This is a genomic window from Pseudophaeobacter sp. A-200-2, from assembly GCF_041008815.1.
In the GTDB taxonomy this organism is placed as follows: Bacteria; Pseudomonadota; Alphaproteobacteria; order Rhodobacterales; family Rhodobacteraceae; genus Phycobacter; species Phycobacter gallaeciensis_A.
Map to the genome: position 1 here is coordinate 62,818 of NZ_JAXGFU010000015.1, position 26,042 is coordinate 88,859.

The 26,042-nt window shown below is 58.7% G+C and carries 20 protein-coding genes and 2 pseudogenes; 17 read left to right on the plus strand and 5 right to left on the minus strand.

The genetic code is table 11. The features are described from left to right. Positions 1-12: 12 nt before the first annotated feature. The gene (locus SM766_RS19200) at positions 13-843 is read right to left on the minus strand and encodes an ABC transporter permease (RefSeq protein ID WP_368948815.1); all 831 of its coding nucleotides are present in this window, start codon (positions 841-843) and stop codon (positions 13-15) included. A gap of 104 nt (positions 844-947) precedes the next feature. Between SM766_RS19200 and SM766_RS19205 the strand changes: the two genes are divergently transcribed. From SM766_RS19205 to SM766_RS19225, 5 genes are all read left to right on the plus strand, one after another. Beyond that, positions 948-2,339 (plus strand): KpsE/RkpR family capsule polysaccharide export protein, encoded by a 1,392-nt coding sequence (locus tag SM766_RS19205; RefSeq protein ID WP_368948816.1) that lies wholly within the window; start codon positions 948-950, stop codon positions 2,337-2,339. A gap of 23 nt (positions 2,340-2,362) precedes the next feature. Further along, positions 2,363-3,016, plus strand: coding sequence for an ABC transporter ATP-binding protein (locus SM766_RS19210; RefSeq protein WP_368948817.1), 654 nt, complete (start codon positions 2,363-2,365; stop codon positions 3,014-3,016). Positions 3,017-3,171: 155 nt separating this feature from the next. After that, positions 3,172-5,016, plus strand: coding sequence for a glycosyltransferase (locus SM766_RS19215; RefSeq protein WP_368948818.1), 1,845 nt, complete (start codon positions 3,172-3,174; stop codon positions 5,014-5,016). An 80-nt stretch (positions 5,017-5,096) separates the two neighbouring features. Beyond that, positions 5,097-6,269 (plus strand): hypothetical protein, encoded by a 1,173-nt coding sequence (locus tag SM766_RS19220; RefSeq protein WP_368948819.1) that lies wholly within the window; start codon positions 5,097-5,099, stop codon positions 6,267-6,269. A gap of 15 nt (positions 6,270-6,284) precedes the next feature. Then, on the plus strand, positions 6,285-7,394 hold the full coding sequence (locus SM766_RS19225; protein ID WP_368948821.1) for a hypothetical protein: 1,110 nt from the start codon (positions 6,285-6,287) through the stop codon (positions 7,392-7,394). A 46-nt stretch (positions 7,395-7,440) separates the two neighbouring features. Here the strand turns inward: SM766_RS19225 and SM766_RS19230 are convergent, their stop codons facing one another. Continuing rightward, positions 7,441-8,409, minus strand: a complete 969-nt coding sequence (locus tag SM766_RS19230; protein WP_368948822.1) for a sulfotransferase family protein — start codon at positions 8,407-8,409, stop codon at positions 7,441-7,443. Between the two features lie 36 nt (positions 8,410-8,445). After that, positions 8,446-11,169 (minus strand): amino acid adenylation domain-containing protein, encoded by a 2,724-nt coding sequence (locus SM766_RS19235; protein WP_368948823.1) that lies wholly within the window; start codon positions 11,167-11,169, stop codon positions 8,446-8,448. A gap of 156 nt (positions 11,170-11,325) precedes the next feature. On the opposite strand from SM766_RS19235, the gene SM766_RS19240 reads away from it, so the two are divergent. The 4 genes from SM766_RS19240 (at position 11,326) to glmS (ending at position 16,748) form a co-directional block, all read left to right on the plus strand. Beyond that, positions 11,326-12,243, plus strand: a complete 918-nt coding sequence (locus tag SM766_RS19240) for a sulfotransferase (protein WP_368948824.1) — start codon at positions 11,326-11,328, stop codon at positions 12,241-12,243. A gap of 80 nt (positions 12,244-12,323) precedes the next feature. Then, the gene (gene glf, locus SM766_RS19245) at positions 12,324-13,496 is read left to right on the plus strand and encodes a UDP-galactopyranose mutase (RefSeq protein ID WP_368948825.1); all 1,173 of its coding nucleotides are present in this window, start codon (positions 12,324-12,326) and stop codon (positions 13,494-13,496) included. A 69-nt stretch (positions 13,497-13,565) separates the two neighbouring features. Then, positions 13,566-14,912, plus strand: coding sequence for a bifunctional UDP-N-acetylglucosamine diphosphorylase/glucosamine-1-phosphate N-acetyltransferase GlmU (gene glmU, locus SM766_RS19250; RefSeq protein WP_368948826.1), 1,347 nt, complete (start codon positions 13,566-13,568; stop codon positions 14,910-14,912). Positions 14,913-14,930: 18 nt separating this feature from the next. Beyond that, a complete protein-coding gene (gene glmS, locus SM766_RS19255) occupies positions 14,931-16,748 on the plus strand; it encodes a glutamine--fructose-6-phosphate transaminase (isomerizing) (protein ID WP_368948827.1) in 1,818 nt (605 codons plus the stop codon). Here the strand turns inward: glmS and SM766_RS19260 are convergent. Continuing rightward, positions 16,749-16,879: pseudogene (locus SM766_RS19260) on the minus strand (IS5/IS1182 family transposase); the annotation flags it as partial. 143 nt (positions 16,880-17,022) lie between these two features. Between SM766_RS19260 and SM766_RS19265 the strand changes: the two are divergent. Then, positions 17,023-17,145: a hypothetical protein gene (locus SM766_RS19265; RefSeq protein WP_368948828.1), complete on the plus strand. Its 123-nt coding sequence runs from the start codon at positions 17,023-17,025 to the stop codon at positions 17,143-17,145. Between the two features lie 48 nt (positions 17,146-17,193). Beyond that, positions 17,194-17,367, plus strand: coding sequence for an IS66 family insertion sequence element accessory protein TnpB (tnpB, locus tag SM766_RS19270; RefSeq protein ID WP_368948829.1), 174 nt, complete (start codon positions 17,194-17,196; stop codon positions 17,365-17,367). A gap of 336 nt (positions 17,368-17,703) precedes the next feature. On the opposite strand, the pseudogene SM766_RS19280 reads toward tnpB, so the two are convergent. Beyond that, a pseudogene (locus SM766_RS19280) lies at positions 17,704-17,808 on the minus strand (integrase core domain-containing protein); the annotation flags it as partial. A gap of 111 nt (positions 17,809-17,919) precedes the next feature. On the opposite strand from SM766_RS19280, the gene SM766_RS19285 reads away from it, so the two are divergent. The 6 genes from SM766_RS19285 to SM766_RS19310 all read left to right on the plus strand — a co-directional run bounded on the left by SM766_RS19285 (position 17,920) and on the right by SM766_RS19310 (position 25,849). Continuing rightward, on the plus strand, positions 17,920-19,233 hold the full coding sequence (locus tag SM766_RS19285) for a nucleotide sugar dehydrogenase (protein WP_368948830.1): 1,314 nt from the start codon (positions 17,920-17,922) through the stop codon (positions 19,231-19,233). A gap of 6 nt (positions 19,234-19,239) precedes the next feature. Next, positions 19,240-20,187 (plus strand): Gfo/Idh/MocA family protein, encoded by a 948-nt coding sequence (locus tag SM766_RS19290; protein WP_368948831.1) that lies wholly within the window; start codon positions 19,240-19,242, stop codon positions 20,185-20,187. After that, complete coding sequence (locus tag SM766_RS19295) at positions 20,184-20,771, plus strand: acyltransferase (RefSeq protein WP_368948832.1); 588 nt, start codon at positions 20,184-20,186, stop codon at positions 20,769-20,771. The genes SM766_RS19290 and SM766_RS19295 overlap by 4 nt, the downstream gene beginning before the upstream one ends. Then, positions 20,768-21,877, plus strand: a complete 1,110-nt coding sequence (locus tag SM766_RS19300; protein WP_368948833.1) for a DegT/DnrJ/EryC1/StrS family aminotransferase — start codon at positions 20,768-20,770, stop codon at positions 21,875-21,877. Before SM766_RS19295 ends, SM766_RS19300 begins: the two co-directional genes overlap by 4 nt. 53 nt (positions 21,878-21,930) lie before the next feature. Then, positions 21,931-23,691: a glycosyltransferase family 4 protein gene (locus SM766_RS19305; protein ID WP_368948834.1), complete on the plus strand. Its 1,761-nt coding sequence runs from the start codon at positions 21,931-21,933 to the stop codon at positions 23,689-23,691. Between the two features lie 115 nt (positions 23,692-23,806). After that, positions 23,807-25,849, plus strand: a complete 2,043-nt coding sequence (locus SM766_RS19310; RefSeq protein WP_368948835.1) for a glycosyltransferase family protein — start codon at positions 23,807-23,809, stop codon at positions 25,847-25,849. Positions 25,850-26,042 lie beyond the last annotated feature (193 nt).

The window sequence follows — 26,042 nt, forward strand, 5'->3', positions numbered from 1 at the left end:
TTCGGTTGCGGATCAGCGATTCAGGATGACTCGGTGATAGCGTCCCATCAGGATCAGACCGAGCATCAGCAGGATCATGCTGATAAGCAGAACATAAATCACGCTGACAAATGAGGCCGTATAAGTGGGGTAAAACCCGCTGCGCATCAGCCCGGTGATGTGCAGCAGCGGATTGTACCATAGAACATCTCGCGCCACGGGGGGAAGATCCTCAAACACATAAAGGATGCCGGATGCCAAGAATAGCGGTCGGGTGATGATCGACCAGGCCACGTCCCATAGAGGGTAAAGCCCCAGCAACACGCAATTCACCGTACCCACGCCTAGCCCGAGCAACATGGCCAGCCCCAGCGCTTCCAGCGTAGGCCCCATATCGACCACGGCGCGGCTGTCTGTGATCAGCAGCACGCTGCCGATCAGAATGAACGAGATAAGCAGGCCGGTCAGGCTGTTGAGGATGAAGCGGGCCAGAATGGCGTCGATCCAGGTGACGGCTGGGTACTTCAGCAGGGGTTTGGAGAAAATGAGCGCCCGGGCGGTGGTGCCGCTGATGGTCTGATAGAGGTTGAAGGGCAAAAACCCCGTTGCATAGAACAGCAAGAAACTGGTGCCGAGAGACGGGGTGCGGATCACCAGGGAGAAGCCGATGCTGAGAAACAGGATGGCGGCCAGGGGTTCCAGAATGCTCCAGATATAGCCACCTGGGGTGCGCCCGTAGCGGGTAGACATTTCCCGCAGCACCAGCGCCGCGATGGTGCGCAGGCTGGCAAAGCGGTGAGAGCGCCCCCGGGGACGCTGCGCCGGGGCGATCTGCGGCGTGGCAGTCGGGAGCTGAGAGGTCATAGGATCTGCCATGAATATCTGTGTTGTGAATAGCCTGTCGGTAGGCGATACTATGAAAGAGATAAAAGTCAAATTCAAACGGCGAAAAGCTGGACAGGCGGATCATGGCACAGGAACGTCGAGTGAAGAAGCTGCAGAGCGGGCAGGTGGGCAAAGGCGTTACTACAGCCGAAGAGGCAACCAGCAACATCGAACATCTTCCGCAGGTGCAGGAGGACATGGCCAGTCAGGAGGACATGCCGGGAAACAGGCGCGGTGGCGGTAGGGGACGCAAGAAGCTCAAGAAGCTGCGCCAGAAGGTCAAAGCCGCCGAAGCCGCGCTTGAGGCGGCGCAGCGGCAGGTAGCCGAGACACCGGCCTATCCCATGGCGCGCCCGGCGCAGATGCGCCGCCGCCACTGGGGGCTTGTGGCCAGTTTCGTGTTGATGGTGCTGGCGCCGCTGGCCGCAGCGGTCTTCTATCTCTGGGCCGTGGCCGAGGATCAGTATATCTCCACCGCCGGCTTTACCGTGCGGAGCCAGGAAAGCAGTGGCGCCACCGATCTCCTCGGTGGGCTGGCCAATTTCGCCGGCAATACCACCGCTTCGGACAGCGATATCCTTTATGAATTCATCCAGAGTCAGGAAATGGTGGAATCGGTGGACAAGACGGTGTCGCTGCGGCCCCATTACAGCCAGCACTGGCCCGATGACTGGGTGTTTTCGCTTTGGCCCGATGCCACGCTGGAACAGATGATCTGGTACTGGCAGCGCATCGTCGGCATTTCCTATGACAGCGGTTCGGGGTTGATCGAGGTGCAGGCGGCGGCCTTTGATCCCGAAACAGCCCAGGCCATTACTCGCGCCATCGTCTCGGTAAGCCAGACCCGCATAAATGCGCTGAACGAGCAGGCGCGCGAGGATGCCATGCGCTATGCCCGTGAGGACCTGGACGAGGCGTTGGAGCAGCTGAAAGGCGCGCGCGAGGCGCTGACCCAATTCCGCACCCGCACCCGGATCGTGGATCCGGCGGCGGATATCCAGGGCCGCATGGGGGTGATGAACAACCTGCAGCAGCAACTGGCCGCGGCGCTGATCGAATACGACCTGTTGCGCGGTACCGTGGGGGAGGGGGATCCGCGTCTGAAAAAGGCGCAGCAGCATATCGACGTGATCCGCGAACGTATCGATATCGAGCGGCAGACTTTTGCCTCGACCAATACCGATACCGGCGCCGTGGGAGAGGATTACCCCTCGCTGATCTCGGAATTCGAACGTCTCACGGTGGATCTGCAATATGCCGAGGAAACCTACCGGGCGGCGCTGACGGCGCTGGAGGTGGCCCGCGATGAGGCCACCCGGCAAAGCCGCTATCTGGCCACCTATATCAAGCCGACCCAGGCTCAGGAATCCGAATATCCCAACCGGCCCATGCTGGCGGGGCTGGTCGGGCTGTTCCTGCTGCTGACCTGGTCGATCCTGGCGCTGATCTACTATTCGATCCGGGACCGCAGCTGAGGCGGGCCGGGGAGTACAAGAGCATGATCCGCTTTGAAAACCTGACCAAGAGCTTCTGGTTGCGGGGCGAGCGCAAGATTGTCATCGACAATCTCAACCTCACCCTGCCCACGGGCCGCTCCCTGGCTCTCTTGGGGCGCAACGGCGCGGGCAAATCCACCCTGCTGCAGATCATCGCCGGCACCATGCGCCCGGATCACGGCCGGGTGGTGTCCGACGGGAGTATGTCCTGGCCGGTGGGGCTGGGCGCATCCTTTCACCGGGATCTCACGGGGGCCGAGAACGTCCGCTTCATCGCTCGCATCTATGGGGTGGATACCGAGGATCTGGTCGCTTTTGTCGAAGATTTTGCCGAACTGGGCAAATTCTACCACATGCCGATGCGCAGCTATTCCTCGGGGATGCGCTCGCGGCTGACCTTCGGGGCCTCTATGGGGATCCGTTTTGACACCTATCTGGTGGACGAGGTGACCTCGGTGGGGGACCGGTCTTTCCGGCGCAAGAGCCGCGAGGTCTTTGCCGACCGGATGCAGCAGTCCAGCGCCATTATGGTCAATCACTCGATGGGGCAGGTGCGCAAGTTCTGTGATGCCGGCGTCGTGCTGGAACATGGCCGGATGCAGTATTTCGACGATCTGGAAGAAGCTATCGCTGTGCATGAAGCGATGCTGTCCTGAGCAAAGGCCGCTGATCCAGAGCCGGGCGGCTTCAATCTCGGGCGCTTTGCGGCCGGAAGTACCCTTCCGGGGAAAGATGAATTGTACTTTTGCAGCCTACTCCAGTAAGGAGCGGACAGCAGGCAAAGGCGTATGGGTGCAGGGGAGTTCCAGTGATGAAAGATGAGGCGCAGGCCGCAACGTTCACTACGTTGCAGGCGCTGATGTGGCCCGAGTTCGGCATCTGCACCGAGCGGGAACTCTACGTGTGTACCGAGGGCGCAGTGGCGCTGTCTGATACCCGGCATGACATACATTTTGCCACCGGCGGAGAAGCCTCTTTTGCCACCTGGTTCAACCTGTTCAACCTGGAAAAATGGCAGCGCGAATGCGATCTGAGCTCGCTGGTCCTGACCCTTGAAGGCGCAGGGGATTTCGAACTTTCGGTTTTCCTGGCGCCGTCCAACCGGTCCTGGGACCTGGTGAGCTGCGAGTATGTGACTCTTTCGGAAGACGCGGCCAAAGAGGGCCGACTGCGGGTGGATCTGTCGCATCTGCTGCAACAGGGCTGCGCCGAGGGTGTGCTCTATTTCGCGCTGCGGGCGATGGGACCGGGACATCTGGTCGGGGCTGCCTGGCAGACGCAGGATGCGCCGAAACGCCAGCCGCAGCTGGCGCTGGCGGTCACCACCTTCCGACGCGAAGCCGAGGTGGCGCGTACGGTCAAGCGGTTCGCCGCCTTCCGGGAGCAGTCCTGGATGAAGGACCACGTGCAGATGATCGTCACCGACAACGGGCGAACGGTCGATCTGGATCCCCCCGAAGGCGTCAGCATCGTGCCCAATGAAAACCTGGGCGGGGCAGGCGGCTTTACCCGGGGGCTGCTGGAGGCCCGGGCGCGTGGGGCGTCCCATTGCCTGTTCATGGATGACGATGCCTCGATCCACATGGAAAGCCTGGAGCGCACCTGGATGCTGCTGGCCTATGCCACGGATCCCAAGACGGCCATTGCCGGGGCGATGATCAGCGAACAGCACCGCTGGGCGATTTGGGAAAACGGCGCTCTCTTTCACACCCGCTGCCTGCCGCAGCACATGGGCACCGATCTGCGCAACAAGAGCGAGATGATCGCGATGGAAAACCTGGCCACCCGGCCGGTGCCGAATACCTTTTATGGCGGCTGGTGGTATTTCGCCTTCCCGGTGGACGCGGCCCGGCACCTCGCCTTCCCCTTTTTCGTGCGCGGCGATGATGTCAGCTTCTCGCTGGCCAATGATTTCAACATTCTCACCCTCAACGGGGTGGTTTCCTTCCAGGAAAGCTTTACCGAGAAGGAAAGCCCGCAGACCTGGTACCTGGACCTGCGCAGCCATATGGCCCACCACATGAGCCTGCCGATGCTGGACGTGGGGGGCAAGGGGGTTCTGAAGATCGCCGCATGGTTCTTCCTGCGCAACCTGCCGCGGATGCATTACGACACGTTGGCGGCCATCAACCTGGCGGTCGAGGACGTGATGCAGGGGCCGGAGTTCTTCGACCAGCACGCTGACATGGCGACCCGCCGCGCCGATCTGAAGGCGCTGACAGGCGACGAGACCTGGCAGCCGCTGGATCCGCACAGGCCGCTGGCGCCGGTGCGCCAAAAACCGCCAAGCTGGGCAGCGCGCCTGGCGATGAAGCTGACGCTGAACGGGCTTTTGATCCCCGGCTTTGCCCGTCTGGGGCGCAAGATCACCCTGGAGGCGCCGCATAGGGGCCATATCGGCTATGTCTGGGGCGCCTCGGAGATCACCGTGCTGAACGCCGGTCAGGACAAGTATTACACCGTGCGCCATTCCAAAGGCGCGGCCTGGCGCCAGATTCGCCGCTTTGTCCGCAACGCCCGCGCCTTCCTGAAAGACTATGACCGGCTGGCGGCCAGCTACCAGGAGCGTTATGACGATCTCACCAGTGAGGACTACTGGAAAAACAAGTTGGGCCTGACGCCCGTGACAAAGATTCAGCAGGACGCCGCCGAGTGAAAGCGATTAAACGACTGCTTCGCCGCCCCGCCCCGGGGCAGGGAGGTATTACCGAAGATGTAGGAACCGCGGCAGCGGAGATGTCCGGCCGCCTGGCGCCCTCCGGGCAGGCATCGCTCAAGGTGATCCTGTTCATCGGTCATCACAAGGTGGGATCGACATCGCTGCAGGATTACCTGTCGCGCAATGCCGCCGCCCTGTCGCGGGTGGGGATCCTTTATCCTTACGTGGATTTCGAAGGCATGGCGCATATGGCTGCTACGGCGGCCGGGCATGCGCAGCCCGAAGGCTCGCTGCCGATCAATGTGCGCGAGCCGCATAATGCGCTGGCCTTCCGGATGCTGGCGACGCAGAAAAACGGCGCGGTGCCTGCCTATCACAAACGCCTGCCCGCCCTGCCGCAAATGCTGCATGCCATCCGCCAGCAGATCCGCTTTTCCCAGCCGCATACGGTGATCCTCGCGGCCGAGGTCTTTGCCAATTTCAATGCCGTCTCGCCGGAGCTGATCGATCAGCTGGTTGAACATTTTCCAGGGGCAGAGTTCACCGTCGTGGCAACCCTGCGCCGGATCGATGAATATCTTGCCTCCTGGCACGGGCAGCGGCTGAAGTTCGGCCACAAGCTGAAACCCCTGCGCGAGGACGGGGTCGACAGCTACGGCATGGGGATTCATTTCAATTACCGCCTGATGATCGAAGGCTGGCTGAAGGCACTGCCTGAGGCCCGCGTCATCCTGCGCGATTACGCCGATGTGCGTGCGAATGGTGGATCGGTGAATGATTTCATCACCCAGACCGGGCTGCAGATGCCCGAGGGTCTGCTGCCCGAGCGGCGCGAGAACGATTCCATTCACCGGGGAATCTACGAGATCATCCGCCGTGCCAATATGGAGCTGCCCCAGCCCCAGGCGGCAGAGTTGCGCCACAGCCTGCGCGCGCTGGCACCGAAATTGAACCTGCCGCCCAGTCATTCTGTGGAACTCTTCGGGGCGGAGACCCGCGCCCGGATGCTGGAACGGTTCCGCCCGATCGATACCTGGCTGGGCGAGGCAATGGGCCAGGAGGGCTTTTTTGACGATCTGGAAGCCGTTCTGGAGCCGGACCCTCTGCCGGAACTGGAGACGGCCCGCATCGCACTGGAACAGATCGAGGCCCGTAAGGCCTGGCGTGAGAGCTGGCGTGAAGATGAGGCCGTAGAAACATTTTTGTCGGGGTTGGCTGGTGGGGGGACCACTCCAGACAAGACAGCGTAATGAGAAAGCCGTTTTATGGTCAAGGAACTGATTATTCACCTGGGGGACACGAAAACGGGCTCCACGACGCTGCAAGGCGTGTTGCGGTCCGGATCCTACACCCTACCGGGCGCACAGCAGCTATTGTACCCGGGGCGGCACCTTAATCACAACTACCTAGCCCAGGGGTTGTACCGGAAAGAGAAAAAAGCCGGAAACACGAGACGTTTCAGGAAACTGCATCAGGCGCTGGAGAGCAGTGATACAGATTTTGCTGTGGTTTCGGCGGAGCATTTCCAGTTTGCCTCTCCGAGGCACCTGCAACAGGTGATCCAGGAGACACTCCCTGGGTATGAGCATAAAATCCGTCTGATCTCCTATGTTCGCCCCCATGCGGAAAAGCTGTTGTCCGCGTTTTCGGAACAGATAAAATTCGGGATGGTAAAAGGTGGGCTTCGGGGTTTCTTCAACCGGATGTCCGCACGGGGTACGCTGGATTATACGCCCCGGTTCCTGGAATGGAGGGATACCTTTGGCGATCGCTTCGAGCTGCGCCCTTTTGTCCGCCAGGAGCTGTTCCGTGAAGATATTTCGGCCGATTTTTTTCACTTTCTCACAGGAGAAGAAGGCACGGAATTGCAGGGTAAGACAGTCGACAACCCGGCGCTGACCGTGGGACAGATCGCGCTTTTGCAGCATGTGCATCACGTGTTTCGGTCCGAGGCTGCCAGGCAGGAGATCGACAGAAAGCTTATGCGGCGGGTCCTGACCGCATTGAGTCAGGCCGTGACGCAGGAAATCAAAAGAACAGGTATCGGCAAAGAGACTGGCCGCCTGCATATTCCCCGGAGCCTGATCGGAAAGGTCATTGATCGCTATCAGGAGGATGCGGCAGCACTGGACGCAGCCTTCTTCACAGGGATACCAATGACGGAGGCCTTGCAGGCGGCGCCGCAGAAACTGAGCGGGAAGAAACAATCCTTCAGTGCCGCAGATTACTTTGACACAGAGACACTGCTGGGGGTTGAGGCTCTGTCCGGCGCGCTCTCTGCCTTGGCGCTGCATACCCCGGAGCAGTTTCAGAAGAAGATGAAAGCGGCTTACAGACAGAACGGAAACAGAGGGTCGACAGGGTGGCGAGGCTAACCTTCCTGCTGAATGCCCCTGCCGGGACGCCTAGCTTAGCCTTCTGTCAGGTGTCTGGCGGGCCGTAGTCCAGAGGGGACAAAAGCGGTCTTGCCTGATAGCCGCCTTTATCCCCGGGGGAGCTGCGCGGCACGATGCGTCCCTTGGACGTGATCTTCATCTTGTCCAGCGGGTAACCGAACTGGTGCATCAGCCGCCCCAGCCGTTTTTCCACCAGCCTGATCTGCTGGGCGGGAAGCGCGTGGCGAAATTTGGCGAAATTTGTGGTCATGAGAGGCTTGGCGACATTCTGACGTTGCCGGTTGCTACCTGCCAGGGTGGTGGCCTCCTCGGTGCTGTGAAAGTCTAGCATCTCCGGCTCGAATGATTGGTCGAGAAAGAGGCACAGGCGCCGTAGAACAGCTTCGGCATCAATCAGCAGGTCTTCGTAGCGATGCAGAAAGACGCGTTCAGGCCCAAGGACGCCAAGCGCATGCAGGCCGCCCAGCTGGTCCTCTTTCCAGATCCGCAGCGCGTTCTTGGTGGTTCCGAATTTGTTTTTTGTGCCCTCTCTCAGGGCTGCAGCCGAGGCAAAATAGTCGCGGGGATCACGCACCTGAAAAATAAATTTTGCATCCGGAAAACACTCCAGAATGAAGAACAGCAGCTTGTGCAGGTTGTTCTCCTTGATGAAGACTCGTTTGCCTGCGGCTGCAGGCGTGGCGTCGATATAGAGAAACCGGGCCAGGCGATGCGGATCGATCTGATCCTGAGCAGAGAGCCAGGCGGCGGCGGCCTGCGCTTCTTTCTTTGTGCCGAGCAGTTTTTCCAGCCTTTTGGGGATCCTGTTACACATCCGCTGCCAGGCGACAGATTGGGTGTCACCGGCTAGGGTCTGGTGAAGATTAAGCAGGACATTCTGGCCAAAGTGAAACGGCGGCGGGGCATAAAACGCAGAATGGGCGCCCACGATACGGCTGATCAGGTTAGAGCCGGAACGTTCAGAGCAGATCAGGAAAACGGGGGGGTGTTGCATTTTTTTCTTTTCGTTGGGGCCGACGCAGGGAGCGGGTCAGCGAAATATGCGCCTGGCGATCTGGCGTGAAAAACTCTGTCGCCCGTGATAGTCATTCATATGGCTGATATTTTTAAAATCGGCCTGCTCCACCACAAAATCGGTGTCCAGCATGATGTCAATTCCGGTCTCGCGGACAGCCTGCTCCACCACGGCGCTGAAATGATTTTGGCCGCGGGCTCTTGCTGCGTTCAGGGCGCTTTGGCCCTCGGGGTGCTGGATGGGGTGGATCACTGCGGTGACGCGGTCGCTGACCTCCTGCAAAGCCCTGACGCCGCGGATCCAGGCAGCGACAGCCTTGTCGTCCATTTTTATCCCGCCCTCGAAAGCCTCGCAGATTTCCTTGGATCGCTTGCGTTCCCAGTTGGCTTGCGGGGCGACCTGCCCAGGGGTGTCCATCGGTGCGATGGCGCCGCCGGTGGCGGTGTCCCAGATGGTGTCTGCGTCATAGTATTTGCGCGGAACATTGCGAAACAGGCCAGCCTTGAAATCCTCCAGGATCTCGATGTCGCCTGCGGGGGGCATGATCGACAGCTGCATGATTTCCATTTCGATCACGGCATGGGCCAGACGACGCCCCTGGGCCTGCAGGGTGCCACGGATATATTCGCAGACTTCGGCGATGCCCTGGACGCTGAGCATGGCCATGCCAAGATTGGCAACTCGCACATCCTGCCCGGATGCGCAGGATTCGATGGTTTCCGGGCTGATCCCGCGCATGAAGCCGGAAGAGCCGACGCAGAGTACCAGCGGTTTTGGGGTGTCGGCGACGAACCCGGGGAATTTATCAAGCATATCCAGCGCCCGCATGGCGCGGTAGTGCAGGTTGCGTTTCAGTTCGGGGGCTTTCAGGCTGCCCGGGGCAGGAGGCTGAAAGCGGTCCGCTCCCTTCGGTGCCAGAGCGCGGCGTAGAAATGCCACCATCTGCCACAGGGACATTTGCGACAGCTCGGTTGCGGTCTCTTGGGTCAGCTCCAGTCCGAAATGCTTTTCCAGCCGCACGGTGAAATCGACGAACCCCATTGAATCCAGCCCGCCATCCATGAGGTTTTCGGCCTGTTCCAGTTCCTTGCGTGACAGGGCCGGGTTGATCTCCTGTGCAAACTGGATCAGCCGGTCATAGCGTTTCATCTTCTGTTTGGGGGCGGATTGCTGGTTCTGTTTCTCGAGACGCTTTAGAACGCGCTGGCCAATGGCGCCGCGGTCGACCTTGCCGCTGGCGTTCTTGGGGAATTGTGGCATGACCAGAACTCGGGTGGGGGTCATGTAGTCGGGCAGGTGCCCCTTGATGGCCGTGCGGATTTGGTGGCCGGGGCCGTCCCAGCCCTCGACCACGCCGACCAGCGATGTGGGGGTCGGGGATTTTAGCGGCATCGGCACCACCACGGCGTTGCAGCCGGCGGCGGTGGCGCGTAGCAGGGACTCGATTTCGCCCAGTTCTACCCGGTACCCGCGGATCTTAATCTGATTGTCGATGCGATCAATGAACTGAAGAGTGCCATCGGCCCCCACATCGACCCGGTCGCCGGTGCGGTAATGCACCCTGTCCTTGCCCGCGGGCCGCACAAAGGCCGCGGCGGTTTTTTCAGCATCTGCCACATAGCCATCAGCCACCTGCGGGCCAGTCACCAGCAATTCACCGCTTTCGCCGACACTGGCGGGGGTGCCATCCTCTTTCAGCACGAGGGTTTCCATGCCTGGAAGGGCGGTGCCGATCGGGACCAGGTTGAAACGGCCGCGAATTCTGTCAGGGTCGGCGGGCAGCACATAGCGGGTGCAGGCGATGGTGGCCTCGGTCGGGCCGTACCAGTTTTCCACCCGGTGGCCGGTGGCCCGGGCCCAGTCCTGCGCCAGATCGACCGGAAGGGCCTCACCGCAGAACAGGGACAAGCGCAGCTGATCCAGGGCGCCGGGGGTCAGCGCGCCCTGCTGGCGCATCTTCTGGCCAAGGCTCGGCACCGAGAACCAACAGGTGATACCCTGACGGCGGACATAGTCGGCCGGGGCCTCCAGATCCGCAGCCGAGGGCACGATCAGATGCGCGCCAGCCCGCCAGCAGACAAACATGTCATGGGCGCTCAGATCGAAGGTCAAGTCGAAGTTCTGCGACAGCCGGTCGACGGGGCCGTAATCGGCGACCTGGAAGGTGGCATCAAGATAAGCACCGAGGTTGCTGTGCCGGATCGCTACCCCCTTGGGCTGGCCGGTGCTGCCTGAGGTGAACAGCACATAGGCGTAGGGGTTGTCATGGATCCGCGCAGGCGGCGTACGCTCTTGGGGCAGGGCGCTGAGATCAATCTGCTGCGGCAGCGGCCCGTCGGCAGGTACGGCCAGGATGTCTTCCACGGCTGCGGCATCCTGCGCTTCATAAAGCACCGCCGAGGCGCCGGAGCGCTCCAGGATATAGCGGTTGCGTTCAGGCGGGAACTTCGGGTTCAGCGGCACATAGGCATGGCCACGCATCAGCACCCCCAGCACAGCGGCATAGATATCCGCACCGCGGCTGGCGTAGATCGCGGTGACTGGTTGTGTCTGTGCCGTTTCGGTGTCGGCAATGGCGGCTGCAATAGTCTGAACCCGGGCGTTTAGAACCGCGTAGCTGAGCGTTTTACCACCTGCGCTGAGGGCGGGCTGATCTGCGTAATGCAGGGCTGAAGCCCGGAAGTCGTCAGCCGCCTGCCATGTCCCATGAACTTGAGAACGCGGTTCAAGGTTTGCCATATTCGAAGAGTCCGCCAGCTGAAATTATCATTGAGCTTGTCCCAAAAACGCAGTCGTGAAACAAGGTGTAAATTATTGAGCCAGCCGCCACCGAGGCTTTTGCGGCTGGGGCAGGCGTGCAGGGAAAACACGATCCAGAATAGGACATATAAGCGGATGTCGATCAAAGTGCTTTATATTGCGGGAGCGGGACGATCGGGGTCGACGTTTTTGTCTCTGATGCTGTCCCAGCATGCGCAGACCTATAACATTGGCCAGATCCGCGACCTGCCTGAGGCCCGCAGGAGTGCGGCGCCCTGCAGTTGCCGCAGATCGGTGCCGGATTGTGCGTATTGGGGACCGGTGATCGCTCGGCTCGAGGCAGCCCATGGCCCGGATGCGCTGCAGGCGCTGCAGGCAGGAATGGCGGCGTTCGGCACGGCCTCCGGGGAGGCCCCCAACTGGCATGAGCCGCAGGTACGCGACAAACTGGCGCGGGAAAATGCAGAGTTTCTGACCCTGTTCGGTGATCTTTATGCGGCGGCGGCGGAGCAGGCAGGTGGGCGGATGCTCATCGACAGTTCGAAATCGGTGGACCTGTGTCTGGCGCTGAGCCTGTTGCCGCAGGTCGATCTGTATATCCTTAATCTGGTGCGCGATCCGCGCGCGGTGGCGGTCAGCTGGGCCAAGGTACTGAAACGTCCGAAGGTGCTGCGGGGACGGACCCGCAACTGGGCGGGCCGTCAGCGCCGTCTGAAACGGCTTGAGGCGCTGGATCCGGTGAAATTCATGCTGCTGCGCTATGAGGATCTCACGTTGGATCCGCAGCATTGGATGGGACGGATTCAGGACTGGGCCGGGGTGCCGCGGGATCTGACCCTGTTCACCGGCCCCGATACTGCGGATATTTCTTGGGAGGAGGCGCATCTCTTCCCGCCGGCCAATGCTACGGTTCTCAAAGAACGCAAGTCCAAGATCGAGATCCGTCCTGCCGAAAGCTGGAAGCAGGCCAAGAATGCCGATCTGCATGCCATGGCCGAAGAGGTGACCTTTCCCTTTGCGGAAACCCTTGGCTATAGCAGGGGACTTGGCTGAGGCGCGGTGCGGACGGGCTGTATTCCCTGTTTTACGGTGACAGGGCATCCCCTTAGAAATTTGATGCAGGAGGCAGGGTTATGTCAGCAGGAAAACTCCTTATGGTGGGCGCGGGCCTATCGGGTGCGGTGATCGGGCGGCATCTGGCCGAGGCGGGCTATGACATCACCGTGGTGGATGCGCGCGATCATATCGGCGGCAACTGCCACACCGAGCGGGACGAAGGCACCGGGGTCATGGTGCATATCTACGGGCCGCATATCTTCCACACCGACGATGCCGAGGTCTGGGACTATGTGAACACCTATGAGACCTTCCTGCCCTACAAGAACCGGGTGAAGACCACCTCGGTGGATCCCAAGGGCCGGCGCGGCGTCTTTTCGCTGCCGGTGAACCTGCACACCATCAACCAGTTCTTCGGCAAGACCCTGCGCCCGGAAGAGGCACACGCCTTCATCACCGAGGAACAGGCCGATACCTCGATCACCGATCCGCAGACCTTCGAAGAACAGGCGATGCGCTTTGTCGGCAAGGACCTTTATGAGGCCTTCTTCAAGGGCTACACGATCAAGCAATGGGGCGTGCAGCCGTCTGAACTGCCGGCCTCGATCCTGAAACGCCTGCCGGTGCGCTTCAACTACGACGACAACTATTTCTTCCACAAATTCCAAGGCATGCCGGAAAACGGCTATACCGCGATGATCGAGAAGATCCTCGACCATCCCAGCATCACCGTGAAGCTGTCGACCACATTCACCCGTGAGATGGCTGCGGAATATGACCACGTGTTCTATTCCGGACCGCTGGATGGGTATTTCGACTATGAACTGGGCCGCCTCGGCTATCGCACGCTAGATTTCGAACGTTTCACCCATGAGGGCGATTACCAGGGCTGCGCGGTGATGAACTACGGCGAGGAAGCGGTGCCCTATACCCGCATCACCGAGCACAAGCATTTCTCCCCCTGGGAGGAGCACGAGGGATCGGTGCTCTACCGCGAATTCTCCCGCAGCGCCGAGCCGGGCGATATCCCCTATTACCCGATCCGCCAGGTGAAGGAAAAAGCCCTCTTGGCCGATTACGTGAAACTGGCCGAACAGACATCAGGGGTTACTTTCGTGGGGCGTCTTGGCACCTATCGCTATCTCGACATGGATGTGACCATCCGCGAGGCGCTGGACACCGCGCGCGGCTTCCTTGAGGCCGCCGAGGCGGGCAATGCGGCCCCGGCCTTTGCCGTGGCGCCGCTGTAGAGGGTCTCAGGCAGATTTGCCACGAGTGAGCGATCCACATTTCCTTCAGACCTAATATCAGGATTTATTATGGCACTGGCGATTGTTGTTTTGGCTGCCGGCCGCGGAACGCGGATGGTTTCAGCGCAGCCTAAAGTTCTGCACCCGATTGCAGGTCTTCCGATGCTGTTCCATGCGATGCGGGCAGCGTCTTCTCTGGAGCCCGAGCAGTTCATTGTCGTTGCGGGCTTTGGCGCACAGCAAACGGCTGATGCTGTGCAGGCGTATGCTCCTTATGCCAAAATTGTTATTCAGGACGAACAGCTTGGAACAGCCCATGCGGTCGATCAGGCACGTGGACTTCTGGCAGATTTTGAGGGCGATGTTATTGTTTTATTCGGGGATACTCCGTTCATTCGCCCTCATACGCTGGAGGCGATGCTGAAGGCGCGCCGTGCGGGGGCGGATTTTGTCGCCTTGGGGTTCGAACCTGAAGATCCGGGGCGCTATGGTCGTCTAGTCGTGGAAGAAGGGCGTTTGCGCCGGATTGTTGAAGCCAAAGACGCGACGGCTGAAGAGCTGAAAATCGGGCTATGCAATTCTGGGGTGGTCTGTGCGGACAGGAAAAACCTGTTTGAGTTGATCAGTCAAATTGGGTGCCATAATGCAGCTCAAGAATATTACCTTACAGATGTCGTGGAAAAAGCCAATGATGCGGGGCTTATTTGCTCGGTTGTGACCTGTGCGGAGGAAGAAACGCTTGGCATCAATTCACGGGCAGAGCTGGCGCGAGCTGAAGCGATTTTTCAGAACCGGGCGCGCCAGGCTGCAATGGCTGAAGGTGTGACATTGGTTGCGCCGGAAACTGTTTTTTTTGCGCCTGACACGCGGATGGCCCGGGATGTTCTGGTGGAGCCGCATGTGGTGTTCGGACCTGGGGTTCGATTGGATGAAGGTGCGGTGGTGCGCGCCTTTTCGCACCTAGAGGGATGCCGGATCCGTCGGGGGGCCGTGATTGGTCCTTATGCCCGTATCCGGCCTGGCAGCTCTATTGGTGAAGGGGCCAAGGTTGGTAATTTTGTGGAAACTAAAAACACCACGTTTGAGGCGGGTGCCAAGGCCAATCACCTGAGTTATCTGGGGGATGCGCATATTGGCGCTGCAGCCAATATCGGAGCGGGTACGATTACGTGCAACTATGATGGGGTGATGAAGCACCAAACCGAGGTCGGGGCGGGGGCCTTCATCGGAAGTAACAGTGCCTTGGTGGCGCCGGTGTCCGTTGGAGCCGGGGCCATTGTGGCTGCAGGGTCCGTGATTACTCATGAGGTGCCAAGCGATGCGCTGGCTCTATCGCGGGCGGATCAGAACAATAAGGCCGGCGGCGCAGACCGATTACGGCAGCGCCAGAGAAACCGAAAGACTGCAGTGAAATAATGCAAGGGACTACATAGCATGTGTGGAATCGTTGGTGTCTTGGGCCAGCATCAGGCAGCGCCTGTTTTGATCGAAGGATTGAAGCGGCTGGAGTATCGTGGCTATGACAGCGCGGGTATCGCAACCTTGAGTGGAGGTTGCTTGGACCGCCGTAGGGCAGTCGGAAAGCTGGCCAACTTGAGTGATCTGCTGGTGCATGAGCCTCTGGCTGGTACTGCGGGCATTGGTCATACGCGTTGGGCCACCCATGGTGGGCCGTCCTTGAAAAATGCCCACCCCCATGCCCGGGACCGGGTTGCGGTTGTCCATAACGGTATCATCGAAAATTATCGTGAGCTACGTGCTTTTCTGGCGGAGCATGGGCTGAAGGCGGAAACCGAGACCGATACCGAAACCCTGGCGATGCTGTGCGCGTATTATCTGCAGCAGGGGCTGGAGCCAGTGGCAGCTGCCCGTACGACCATCTCTCGACTGGAAGGGGCGTATGCGCTGTGTTTCCTGTTTGAAGGGGAAGAGGACCTGATTGTGGCCGCCCGCCACGGCAGCCCGCTGGCGATCGGCTGGGGCACAGGCGAGATGTTTATCGGATCAGATGCATTGGCGCTGGCACCGATGACCTCGCAAGTCACGTATCTGGAAGAGGGTGACATGGCAGTGGTAACCCGGGCAGGCTGTGACATTGAAGATGCCGAAGGTACTCCGGTAGACCGTGCCCGGAGCGAAATTGGGCAATCGGTTGCCGCTGTGGGAAAGGATGGCCATCGCCATTTCATGTCCAAAGAAATTGCGGAACAGCCTGGGGTTCTGGGCGCAGCTCTCCAGTACTATCTGGACGGTGGTGATGGGCAACGGGCTTTGGAGCAGATTGACTTCAGCCGTTTTGATCGGGTTGTGATGGTGGCTTGCGGGACTGCTTCTCTGGCTTGCCTGACTGCAAAATATTGGTTCGAGCAAATCGCCAACCTACCGGTCGAGGTCGATATCGCCTCAGAATTCCGTTACCGCGAACCGCCGGTGTCAGAGCGAACCCTAGCATTGTTTGTATCGCAGTCAGGGGAGACTGCCGACACATTGGCGGCGCTGCGTTACTGCGCGGGAAAGGCCGGTATGATCCTGTCTGTCGTTAACGTACCCGAAAGCTCAATCGCGCGCGAAAGTGGCGTGGCGCTGCCGATCATGGCGGGCCCGGAAATTGGTGTGGCCTCTACCAAGGCCTTTACCTGCCAGTTGGCGGTGCTAGCTGCTCTGGCGTTGGAAGCGGCACATCAGACCGGGGCCCAGCCGACAGGGTTGCTGGAGGACTATAAGGCGCAACTGCGCCATATGCCCAGCCAGGTCGCGGAGGCGCTGACCTGCGAGGCAGAGGTGCGTGGTGTGGCCGCGCAGCTTGCCCGTTTCAGCCACGCTCTGTTCCTTGGTCGCGGCGCGCTTTATCCGCTGGCACTGGAGGGAGCTCTGAAGTTGAAGGAGATCAGCTATATTCATGCCGAGGGCTATGCCAGCGGCGAGCTGAAGCATGGACCCATCGCCCTGATTGACGAGGAAATGCCGGTCGTGGTGCTGGCGCCGCATGATCAGCTCTTCGACAAGACGGTCTCCAATATGCAGGAGGTGATGGCGCGCAGCGGCAGAATTGTGATGGTGAGTGAGGCCAAGGGGCTTCAGGCGGCCGGGGAGGGGGTTTGGCAACAGATCCGCATGGCGCCGGTGCCTGGACCTTTTGCCGCCATCGCTTATGCGGTACCGTTGCAGTTATTGGCCTACCACACTGCGGTTGAGAAAGGCACCGACGTGGATCAACCCCGCAACCTGGCGAAATCAGTGACGGTGGAGTAGGCGCAGCCCGGCTTTGTCTTTCAACGCTTCTCTAACCAATCAGTGTCGTAGCCCCGGTCCCCGAGCAGCCAGTCGACATCCGGCAGGCTGCTCAGCAGCGTCCGTGCGCCGCTGACCTGACCGGCGGTGACGATCGGTCCCCGAACGCCATCGTGAGGCGCAGAGCCTGCGACCTCGGAGAGAACCATGACCCCGGACGGGCGCCGCACCCCGCCGCTTGACAAAGCCGCAAACAGAGAACGTCGTTACTGACGTGTCTTATGGGGAGTTTGTCATGCGCGGCGAGATCCTGGGCGTTGAACGGCGGCGGCGCTGGAGCGACGAGGAGAAGCTTGCGATCGTCACATCTGTGGGGATCGACGGGGGGCAACGGGCGGTGCCTTCGGTTTCCCAGTGATCTGGACGCAGGGGTGCTGACCAGGCTGATCCACGTAGTTGAGGCAGCATGATCGGCCCAGGAACCGGTGTCTGGGTGTATCTTGCCTGCGGCGTCACAGACATGTGCAAAGGTATCGGGGGGGCAGCCCTTGCCCAGGATGTTCTGCACCAGAAGCCCGCAGGAGGTGCCGTCTTTGCCTTCCGGGGCTGCCGCGGCGACCGGCCGAAGCTTTTGTATTGATGGTGTGGATACCTCACCCCACAACGGCATCGCAATGTGCCACTATGGTGATGTTCAAAAGCACCAGAATGGAGGAGGTATCCATGAAAGAGGTTACAATAACCGGTATCGACTTGGCAAAATCAGCTTTCCAGCTTCACGGAGCATCAGCATCCGGCGAGCCGGTCTTTCGCAAGAAATTATCGCGTGCTCAGGTTTTGAAGTTTCTGGGCACCTTGCCCTCATGCCTTGTTGCGATCGAGGCCTGTGCGTCGTCGCGTTGCTGGGGGCGTGAGATCACCAAATTGGGGTATGAGGTCAGGTGGCGTGCCCCCATCGGGTGGTCCGGTTTGATTGCTAGTGCATCGTTGGCCTCTGGTCCATTGGTACGATGCTTTCCGGCGTGGGTGGGCGGTAGCCCAGAGCGCTGTGCGGCCTGATCGTGTTGTAGTGGATGCGCCAATAGCTAAATTTCACCACCTTGACGGGTCTGCCCTAAGGCGGCATTACAGCACTGCAATCGGCCCAAAGGGCGTCTTTTAGACTATATGTACCGCAAATGGAGTGACTTATTTGCCTGACTTTATTGTGGAGTTTCAAGAAAAAATTGACAATCGGACGGCCGTTATTGGTATCATAGGTATGGGCTATGTCGGGCAGCCGCTGGCCCTGCGGTATACGGAAGTTGGCTTTAAAGTACTTGGCTTCGATATCGACCCGACAAAGGTTGCGGAGTTGAACGCAGGTCATTCTGCCATTGAGCATATCTCAGACGACCAGATTGCCGCTGCACGCGCTGCGGGGTTTGAGGGTACGGCAGATTTTTCCCGGATCTCCGAGGCGGATGCCCTGATTATCTGCGTGCCGACGCCGCTGAACAAATATCGTGAACCCGACCTGAGCTTCGTGACCAAAACCTGTGACGCCATCGTGCCATTCCTGCGCCCTGGTCAGGCCGTTTCCTTGGAAAGCACAACCTATCCCGGAACAACCGAAGAAGAGGTTGTGCCACGTATCACCGCAGCCGGGCTGGTCGTGGGCGAAACGGTCTTTGCGATCTATTCGCCTGAGCGAGAGGATCCTGGAAACAAGAATTTCGACACTCGTTCGATTCCCAAAGTGGTGGGCGGCCATACTTCGGCCTGTCTCGAAATTGGCCGCGCACTTTATGGCTGCGCTGTTGATCAGGTAGTTCCTGTCAGTTCGACCCGCGCTGCCGAGATGACGAAGCTGCTTGAGAACATTCACCGGGCCGTGAATATCGGTCTCGTCAACGAGATGAAGGTCGTGGCCGACCGCATGGACATAGATATCTTCGAGGTGATTGATGCAGCAAAGACCAAACCTTTTGGGTTTAGCGCCTATTACCCCGGTCCGGGCCTTGGCGGTCACTGTATTCCGATTGATCCATTCTATCTGACTTGGAAAGCACGCGAATACGGGCTGCATACCCGCTTCATCGAATTGGCTGGCGAAGTGAACCGCGCCATGCCGGAGTATGTGCTGGACAAGCTGGTCTCTGCACTGAACGAGCGGGGGCGCGCCCTGAAAGGTGCAAAGGTTCTGGTGCTCGGCATCGCCTACAAGAAGAACGTTGACGACATGCGTGAATCTCCTTCGGTCGAACTGATGGAACTTATCCGCGACAAGGGCGGCGTTCTGTCCTATTCAGATCCGCATGTGCCCGTCTTCCCAGAGATGCGTGAACACTGTTTCGATCTGACCTCTGTGGCGCTGACCCCAAATACAATTGCTGGATTCGACGCCGTGATTTTGGCAACTGACCACGACGGCTTCGCCTATGACATGATCCGCGATCACGCCCGGCTGATCATTGACAGTCGCGGTGTTTGGCGCGACTCTATCCCGAATATCGTAAAGGCTTGACCCCATATGAAGCGTTTTGCTCTGCTCGGCGCTGCCGGCTATATCGCGCCTCGGCACATGAAAGCTATCAAAGACACCGGCAATAGTATTGCCGCAGCGATGGATGTGAATGACTCTGTCGGCATCCTCGACAGTCATTTTCCTGATGCGCATTTTTTCACCCAGTTCGAGCAGTTCGACGCCCATATGGACGCAGAGCGCCGCGCCGGTCGCCCGCTTGATTATGTGGCGATAGCCTCGCCCAATTTCCTGCATGATGCGCATATGCGCTATGCGCTGCGCGTGGGCGCCGATGCGATCTGTGAAAAACCCCTGGTGCTGAATCCCGAAGATATCGACGGGCTAAAGGCGCTTGAGGCCGATACGGGGCGCAAGATCAACACGATCTTACAATTACGTCTGCATCCTGCGATCATAGCATTGCGGGATCGGATAGCCGCGAGCCCAAAAGACAGCAAGGCTGATGTGGATCTCACCTACATTACATCGCGTGGGAATTGGTATCTGAAAAGCTGGAAGGGTGCCGTCGAAAAATCGGGCGGCATTGCCACAAACATCGGGGTGCACTTTTTTGACATGCTACATTTCCTGTATGGAGAGCTGCAGCAGAACGTGGTGCACCTCAACACCCCGACAAAGGCTGCCGGATACCTTGAATACGAGCGCGCGCGGGTGCGCTGGTTTCTCTCGCTTGATATTAATGATGTCCCCGAGGCCGAGCGCGCTAAAGGCAAGCGTACCTTCCGCGCGGTTCTAGCCGATGGCGAGGATATCGAGTTTTCCGACGGTTTTACCGAATTACACACCCGAATCTATGAAGAAGTGCTGCAAGGTCGCGGTTTCGGTGTCGAGGAAAACCGGGTCGCCATCGAAACAGTCTCCCATATTCGCAATGCTCCCGTTGTGACTTCAGGCGAGCGACATCCCTTTGTGCTTTCCGGGAGAAAATCATGAGTGTAACCATTCATCCCTCGGCCATTGTCGATGAAGGAGCTCGGGTCGGAGAAGGCAGTCGGGTCTGGCATTTTGCCCATGTTTGTGGTGGTGCCCAGATTGGAAAAGATGTGTCGCTGGGACAGAATGTCTTCGTGGGCAACAAGGTGGTGATTGGGAACGGATGCAAAGTTCAGAACAACGTTTCGGTCTTTGATAACGTAACGTTGGAGGAGGGGGTGTTTTGCGGTCCTTCCATGGTCTTCACCAACGTTCACAACCCGCGCGCATTGGTCGAACGTAAAAACGAGTACCGCGACACGCTGATTAAACATGGCGCAACTCTGGGGGCGAACTGCACGGTGGTCTGCGGCACCACCATCGGTCAGTTCGCATTCATCGGAGCAGGGGCCGTCGTCTCACGTGACGTACCCGATTTTGCTCTGATGGTTGGTGTCCCGGCCCGGCAGATCGGTTGGATGAGCGCCTTTGGTGAAAGGTTGGATTTGCCCCTGACCGGTAACGCCGAGACCCGCTGTCGGCACACTGGGGATGTCTATAAGCTGTCGGGCGGCAGCGTTACGCGCGAGCAGGGCGAGCTGTGATACCTTTTATCGACCTCGCCGCCCAGCAGAACCGTTTGCGTGACAGGATTGAGGCAGGAATCGCCGACGTCCTGGCCCATGGGAAGTATATCCTTGGCCCCGAAGTCGCCGAGCTTGAAGAGAAACTTACCCTTTATACGGGAGCCTCGTATTGCATTACAGTTGCCAATGGTACTGATGCTTTACAGATCGCACTGATGGCGCTCGGCGTAGGGCCGGGGGACGAGGTGATTACGCCCGCATTCAGCTATATCGCCACCGCCGAGGCCGCGCGTGTGTTGGGTGCGAAAGCGGTCTACGTCGACATTTGCGCCGACAGCTACAATCTTGACCCTGCCCTCCTGGAAGGTGCGATCACGCCCCGAACCAAAGCGATTATTCCGGTTTCGCTTTATGGGCAATGTGCTGATTTCGATAGCATCAACGCAGTTGCGGATCGCCATAATATTCCGGTCATCGAAGATGCCGCGCAAAGCTTCGGAGGCAGTTACAATGGGCGCAAATCCTGCAATCTGTCGACCATCGGTTGTACCTCATTCTTCCCGTCGAAACCGCTGGGGTGCTACGGCGACGGGGGAGCGATCTTCACTTCGGATCCGGACCTGGCGACAGCGATCCGCCAGATTGCCCGTCATGGGCAGGAACGGCGTTATTACCATGTTCGCCTCGGCGTGAATTCACGGCTGGACACGCTTCAGGCGGCAATCTTGTTGCCCAAACTTGAAATTCTGGATGATGAGATTGTGGCCCGCCAAAGCGTGGCCCATCGTTATGATGCTGCTCTACACCAGTCCGTCCGGACCCCGCAGGTGGCTCAGCACAATGTCAGTGCCTGGGCCCAGTATACGGTTCGCATACAAAATCGCCCGGAGGTGCAAGCGATACTGAAAGAAGCGGGGGTCCCCACCGCGGTGCATTATCCGCTGCCGCTACACCTTCAGCCAGCGGTTGCAGATCCGGGTGCAAACGTTCCGGTCGGAAGCCAGGCTGCCGAAGAAGTGATGAGCTTGCCGATGCACCCTTACCTGGAACCGAGTCAGATCGACCTGATCACTGAAGTTCTGAAGAAAGCCCTGCAGGAGCGCACTTCGTCATTGGGGTCCTGAAAGGCGCTGACCATGACTGGCTATTTCAAATTGATCAAAACGCAGGAATGTTCATGCCTCCTCTCCTGAAAGTGACCGGAACTGACAGGGTAACTCAGGTCTTGTCTTGCCGTGTAAAGCCGCGTGAATATTATGCCATCACTCTTCAGTTTTGGTCTTATGAGGCTGAGGGTAGCAAAGAAAATGAGAAGGCCGGGCTTCTCATTTTTTCATTCTGTGACGCGGAGGGCAACGCTGTCGCGGCACCCGATACACTTCATAGAACCAGCGCTGGCGACGCGTTTCGATATATCAACCTAACAGAATCCCCCAATTTCACCGTTGGGCTCAGCATTCCAGCCCGGGCTGTCATGATGCGTCTGGAAATCCGCCCTTGGAAACACAGGAAATTTTCGGCTGAAATCCTAAAGGTGAAGCGGGTTTCCGGGGCTGCCACCAAAGCCGTGCCGAACCTGTTTTCGCGCCCGGAGTTGGCGATCATGGACTTCCCGAGCATGTCCCCCGCGGAAATGTCCAGACGCTTCTTCCTGGAAGCAATGATGGCCGAGCAGAATCGCAAGAAAAGAGACTTCCCGAAAGCGGCGGCGGCACCACCTTCACAGGCAGAACTGCACAGAAAGAGGGAGTACAGATTAGCACTCGATTATGTGGGACGTCGTGGGCCGAAAGGAAAGCGGCCGAGGCACCTTCTGATAGGGACCAGCTATCCAAGTTCCGATCAAGTGTATGCGAGCGCCTTTTTGCATAGCCGGGTAAAGGCCTATATGGCCGCCGACGCCGAGGTCGATGTCCTCAGCTTCGCCCGTTCGAACCGCTCGACTATCTGGCGTTACGAAGGCGTCGATGTTCTGTCTGGCTATGTGCATGAGTTGACAGCGATCCTGACAGCGGGGGACTACGACTCCGTCAGTATCCATTTCCTGCATCCGCATATGTGGAGCGTGCTTCAGAATTTCTTCGACCGACACAGGTTTCACCTGTTCGTGCATGGGCATGGAGCACGCGATTGGAGCCGTACCTTCGATCCGGCCCTGGGTTTGACGTCAGCTCATCAAGAAAAGGTAAGCTCCGACCTTTATCGCGACATGTGGCAAGCGATCCTGCGCGAACCGGGCTTTCCCGAAAGTTTCATCTTCGTATCAGACTGGATGCGCCAATGCGCCGAGGATGACATGTTGGTACATTTTCCAAGAAACCGATCACATGTCGTTCACAATCCGATCGACACCGATCTGTTCGCCTTCCAGAAAAAGCCGACCGAACATGCGCGCCGAATTCTGTTGATCCGCAATTTTGACAAGTATATTTATGCCACCGATATCGCAATCCGCTGCATGGAGGAACTGCGTCGGCGCCCTATTTGGGACAGCCTTGCTTTCACTGTCTATGGCCAGGGTCAAAACCTATGCATACTGCGGGATTTTTTCGGACGAGAACAGAATGTTACCATCCATGAGCGGTTTCTGACATCCGATCAAATCCGCGCGGCGCACAGGGACCACGGGATCATGCTGATTCCGAGCCGCCTAGATTCTCAGGGCGTCTCCCGGGACGAAGCTATGTCATCGGGCTTGGTGCCGGCAACCAATGCGGTCTGCGCCATTCCAGAGTTTGTCGATGACAGCTGTGCCATACTGGCGCCGTCCGAGGACCATATCGCTCTGGCCGATGGCATCGAACGCCTGACGAGCAATGCAGATTTGTTTCAAAGGATGTCGGCCGCCGCGGCCGCTCGGGTCCGTGCGCAGTCCAGCCTGGACGACATCATCCGCCAGGAGATGAACATCCTCGGGATTGGAGATCGCCTGCCGTGACATCCGGTCGATGTCAGCGCCAAGCCAGTCTTGCAATTTATATGGTTCAAATATGCTATCTCCAAATGCCCTCCTAGTCGCGGTCCACTCACATGAACCACTCGAGCAGGCGATAATGGATTCGCTTGTTCGCGACCACGAACAGCCGATCATTTTAGATACGAAAGGGGCGAGACTACGATGCCCCAGGCAGGGGAACTGGTCCAACCTTTTTCTCGGAGACGAGAGTCCCGATTATCTGCGCCAGCGCGAAATTCAATCTTTCCTGAAGGGTTGGAAACCTGCTCGGGTCCTTGCCATCGGTACTGATGCCGCCTTGAAGCTTGACCGGCTGGTACCGGGAGATATCGCCCCCCGCGATGTCCTCCTGAGCGTCGAGGATTTCAGCTTTTCCATACGCAATAACCCGAACAAGACCAAACGATTTAGAACTGTCTTGGAGCGTTTTCCGCGGCTGTTCTGCGAAGATCAGTATCAGTTCGTTCTAGCCTCCGACAAAGGTAGCGAGATTCCGCATTTCCTGCTCGACATTGATCCCCGGGAAGGGGCGGGCGTCTGTCTTGATCCGAGCGCCACTGGCATCGGGCTAATCCGAACTCCGGGTGTTCTCGATTCCCATTGTCACAGCGTGATGCAGGACGTGCGCCGGATGCTCCCGGAGCATTATGTCAGGGTGATCGATGAAGCGGATCTTTTCTCGGACGATGACATGGCCTGCGGCCGGAGTCTTGGAGATGTCCTCCAGGAGCAACTGGGGGATCTCGGAGCGCTTGTTTTCATGGGGTATAGCCGCAATACTCAGGTCCTGATGCGCGCCTTGGGGGATGAAGCACGGTTGCGATCAGTCGCAATGGACAACTTTCACTTGTGCAACATGGTTTGGGATATCAAGCAGGAGATTCCCCTCTGCCCAGCCTATGGGTTGATTGCGGCCTTGGCAGAACGGCTGCAGGCGCCTGTGAACCACGCGCCTTTTTCCGGCCACGGCTCCATCTTGGATCAGATCAGAAAAGCCGAGGCCAAGAATGCACCGGCTTTTTACGAAGATCTGCTTGCATTGAAACAGGATGGACCGCTGGATATCTATTTCAGCATTACCCCGGTCGAAACACATTCCCGCGGGGCCCGCGCCCAGCGAGTACGCAACATGTTGCAGGCATTGGGTGAAAATGGGCGTGCTGTGATTGACGTCAGCACGGCAAGTGGCGTTTTAGAGCGACGCATCAAGCTTCTCGCATCAGAGATTGCAAGGGGCCGTGCTTTAGGCATTTTCTACGGTGAAAATTCAACCGCCCCACTGGATAGCATCACAACTTTGTCGCGGCTTTCCGCCCTGATCCGCATGGTCCGGGACCAAGGGGGCAAGACGGGTTGGTTCATCCGCGACCTGCATTTTATGGACGCGGACACCTGGACCTCCGGAAATGAACGCGACCTTATTGACCGGGCACAGTTGGAATTTTCGACTCTGAGCGAACAGATGGATATTTTCTATGCGCCGACAGACCAGTCCGCGGCGCAGTTCCGCAGTCACTTGCCGCAGCAAGCCCGCCCTCAGACAGAATGGAAGGCCTTGCCCCCCGGAATGCCACCGTTGACAGCACCACCGATATGGACGGGATCCAGTTCCGCGATCAGCTTCCTCTATACCGGCGGGCTTGGCGCTATCTACAGAATGGACACCTATCTCGATGCCGTGCGGGCGTTGCAGACAGAGACAGATGTCACTTTCGATTTCGTCGTGCGTGCACCGGAAAAGCATCATCTAGACGAGGTCGCTGCGCTGAGTCCCAGGATCCGCATCATCACTGAGGATTTTGATCACTATCGTAGTCAGGCTCGACAGGTCGTGGGGGTTTCGCTTTTGGATACGGCCTATGCAGAGGCCGCCTTCCCGCTGAAGGTTGTGAACTATGCCGCCAGAAGCGTTCCAATCCTGTGTTTCGAAGGTAGCGCATATGGTCAATTCCTGAAAACATACGAAATCGGCTGGGAATTGAAGCGCCGGCCCGGCGCCACTGCCGAGATGATGCAAGAACTGATTGCACAGGCCCGGGAAGGAAAATCGCTCGTTCCACAGGAAAATTTCCGGCGTGCCTGGGAAGACAACGCGTGGCAAAAACGCGCGCAACAGGTTTTGAAGCAGCTCAGTGCCTAGCTTGCGCGCCTATTGCGGCCTGTGCGCCGCTGAAATGATGGGAGAGTATCGAAAGTGAACAGCCATACTCAATGACCTGCCCCCCGCTGGTCCCTCGCTCATGACGAGAGTCTGCGGGTTTGATTTTGGTAGTCGTCGGTTTCGGGTTTGGCAAGCGCGGCAGGCGCGGAGCCCTCAAATAGCTCAAGCGCCT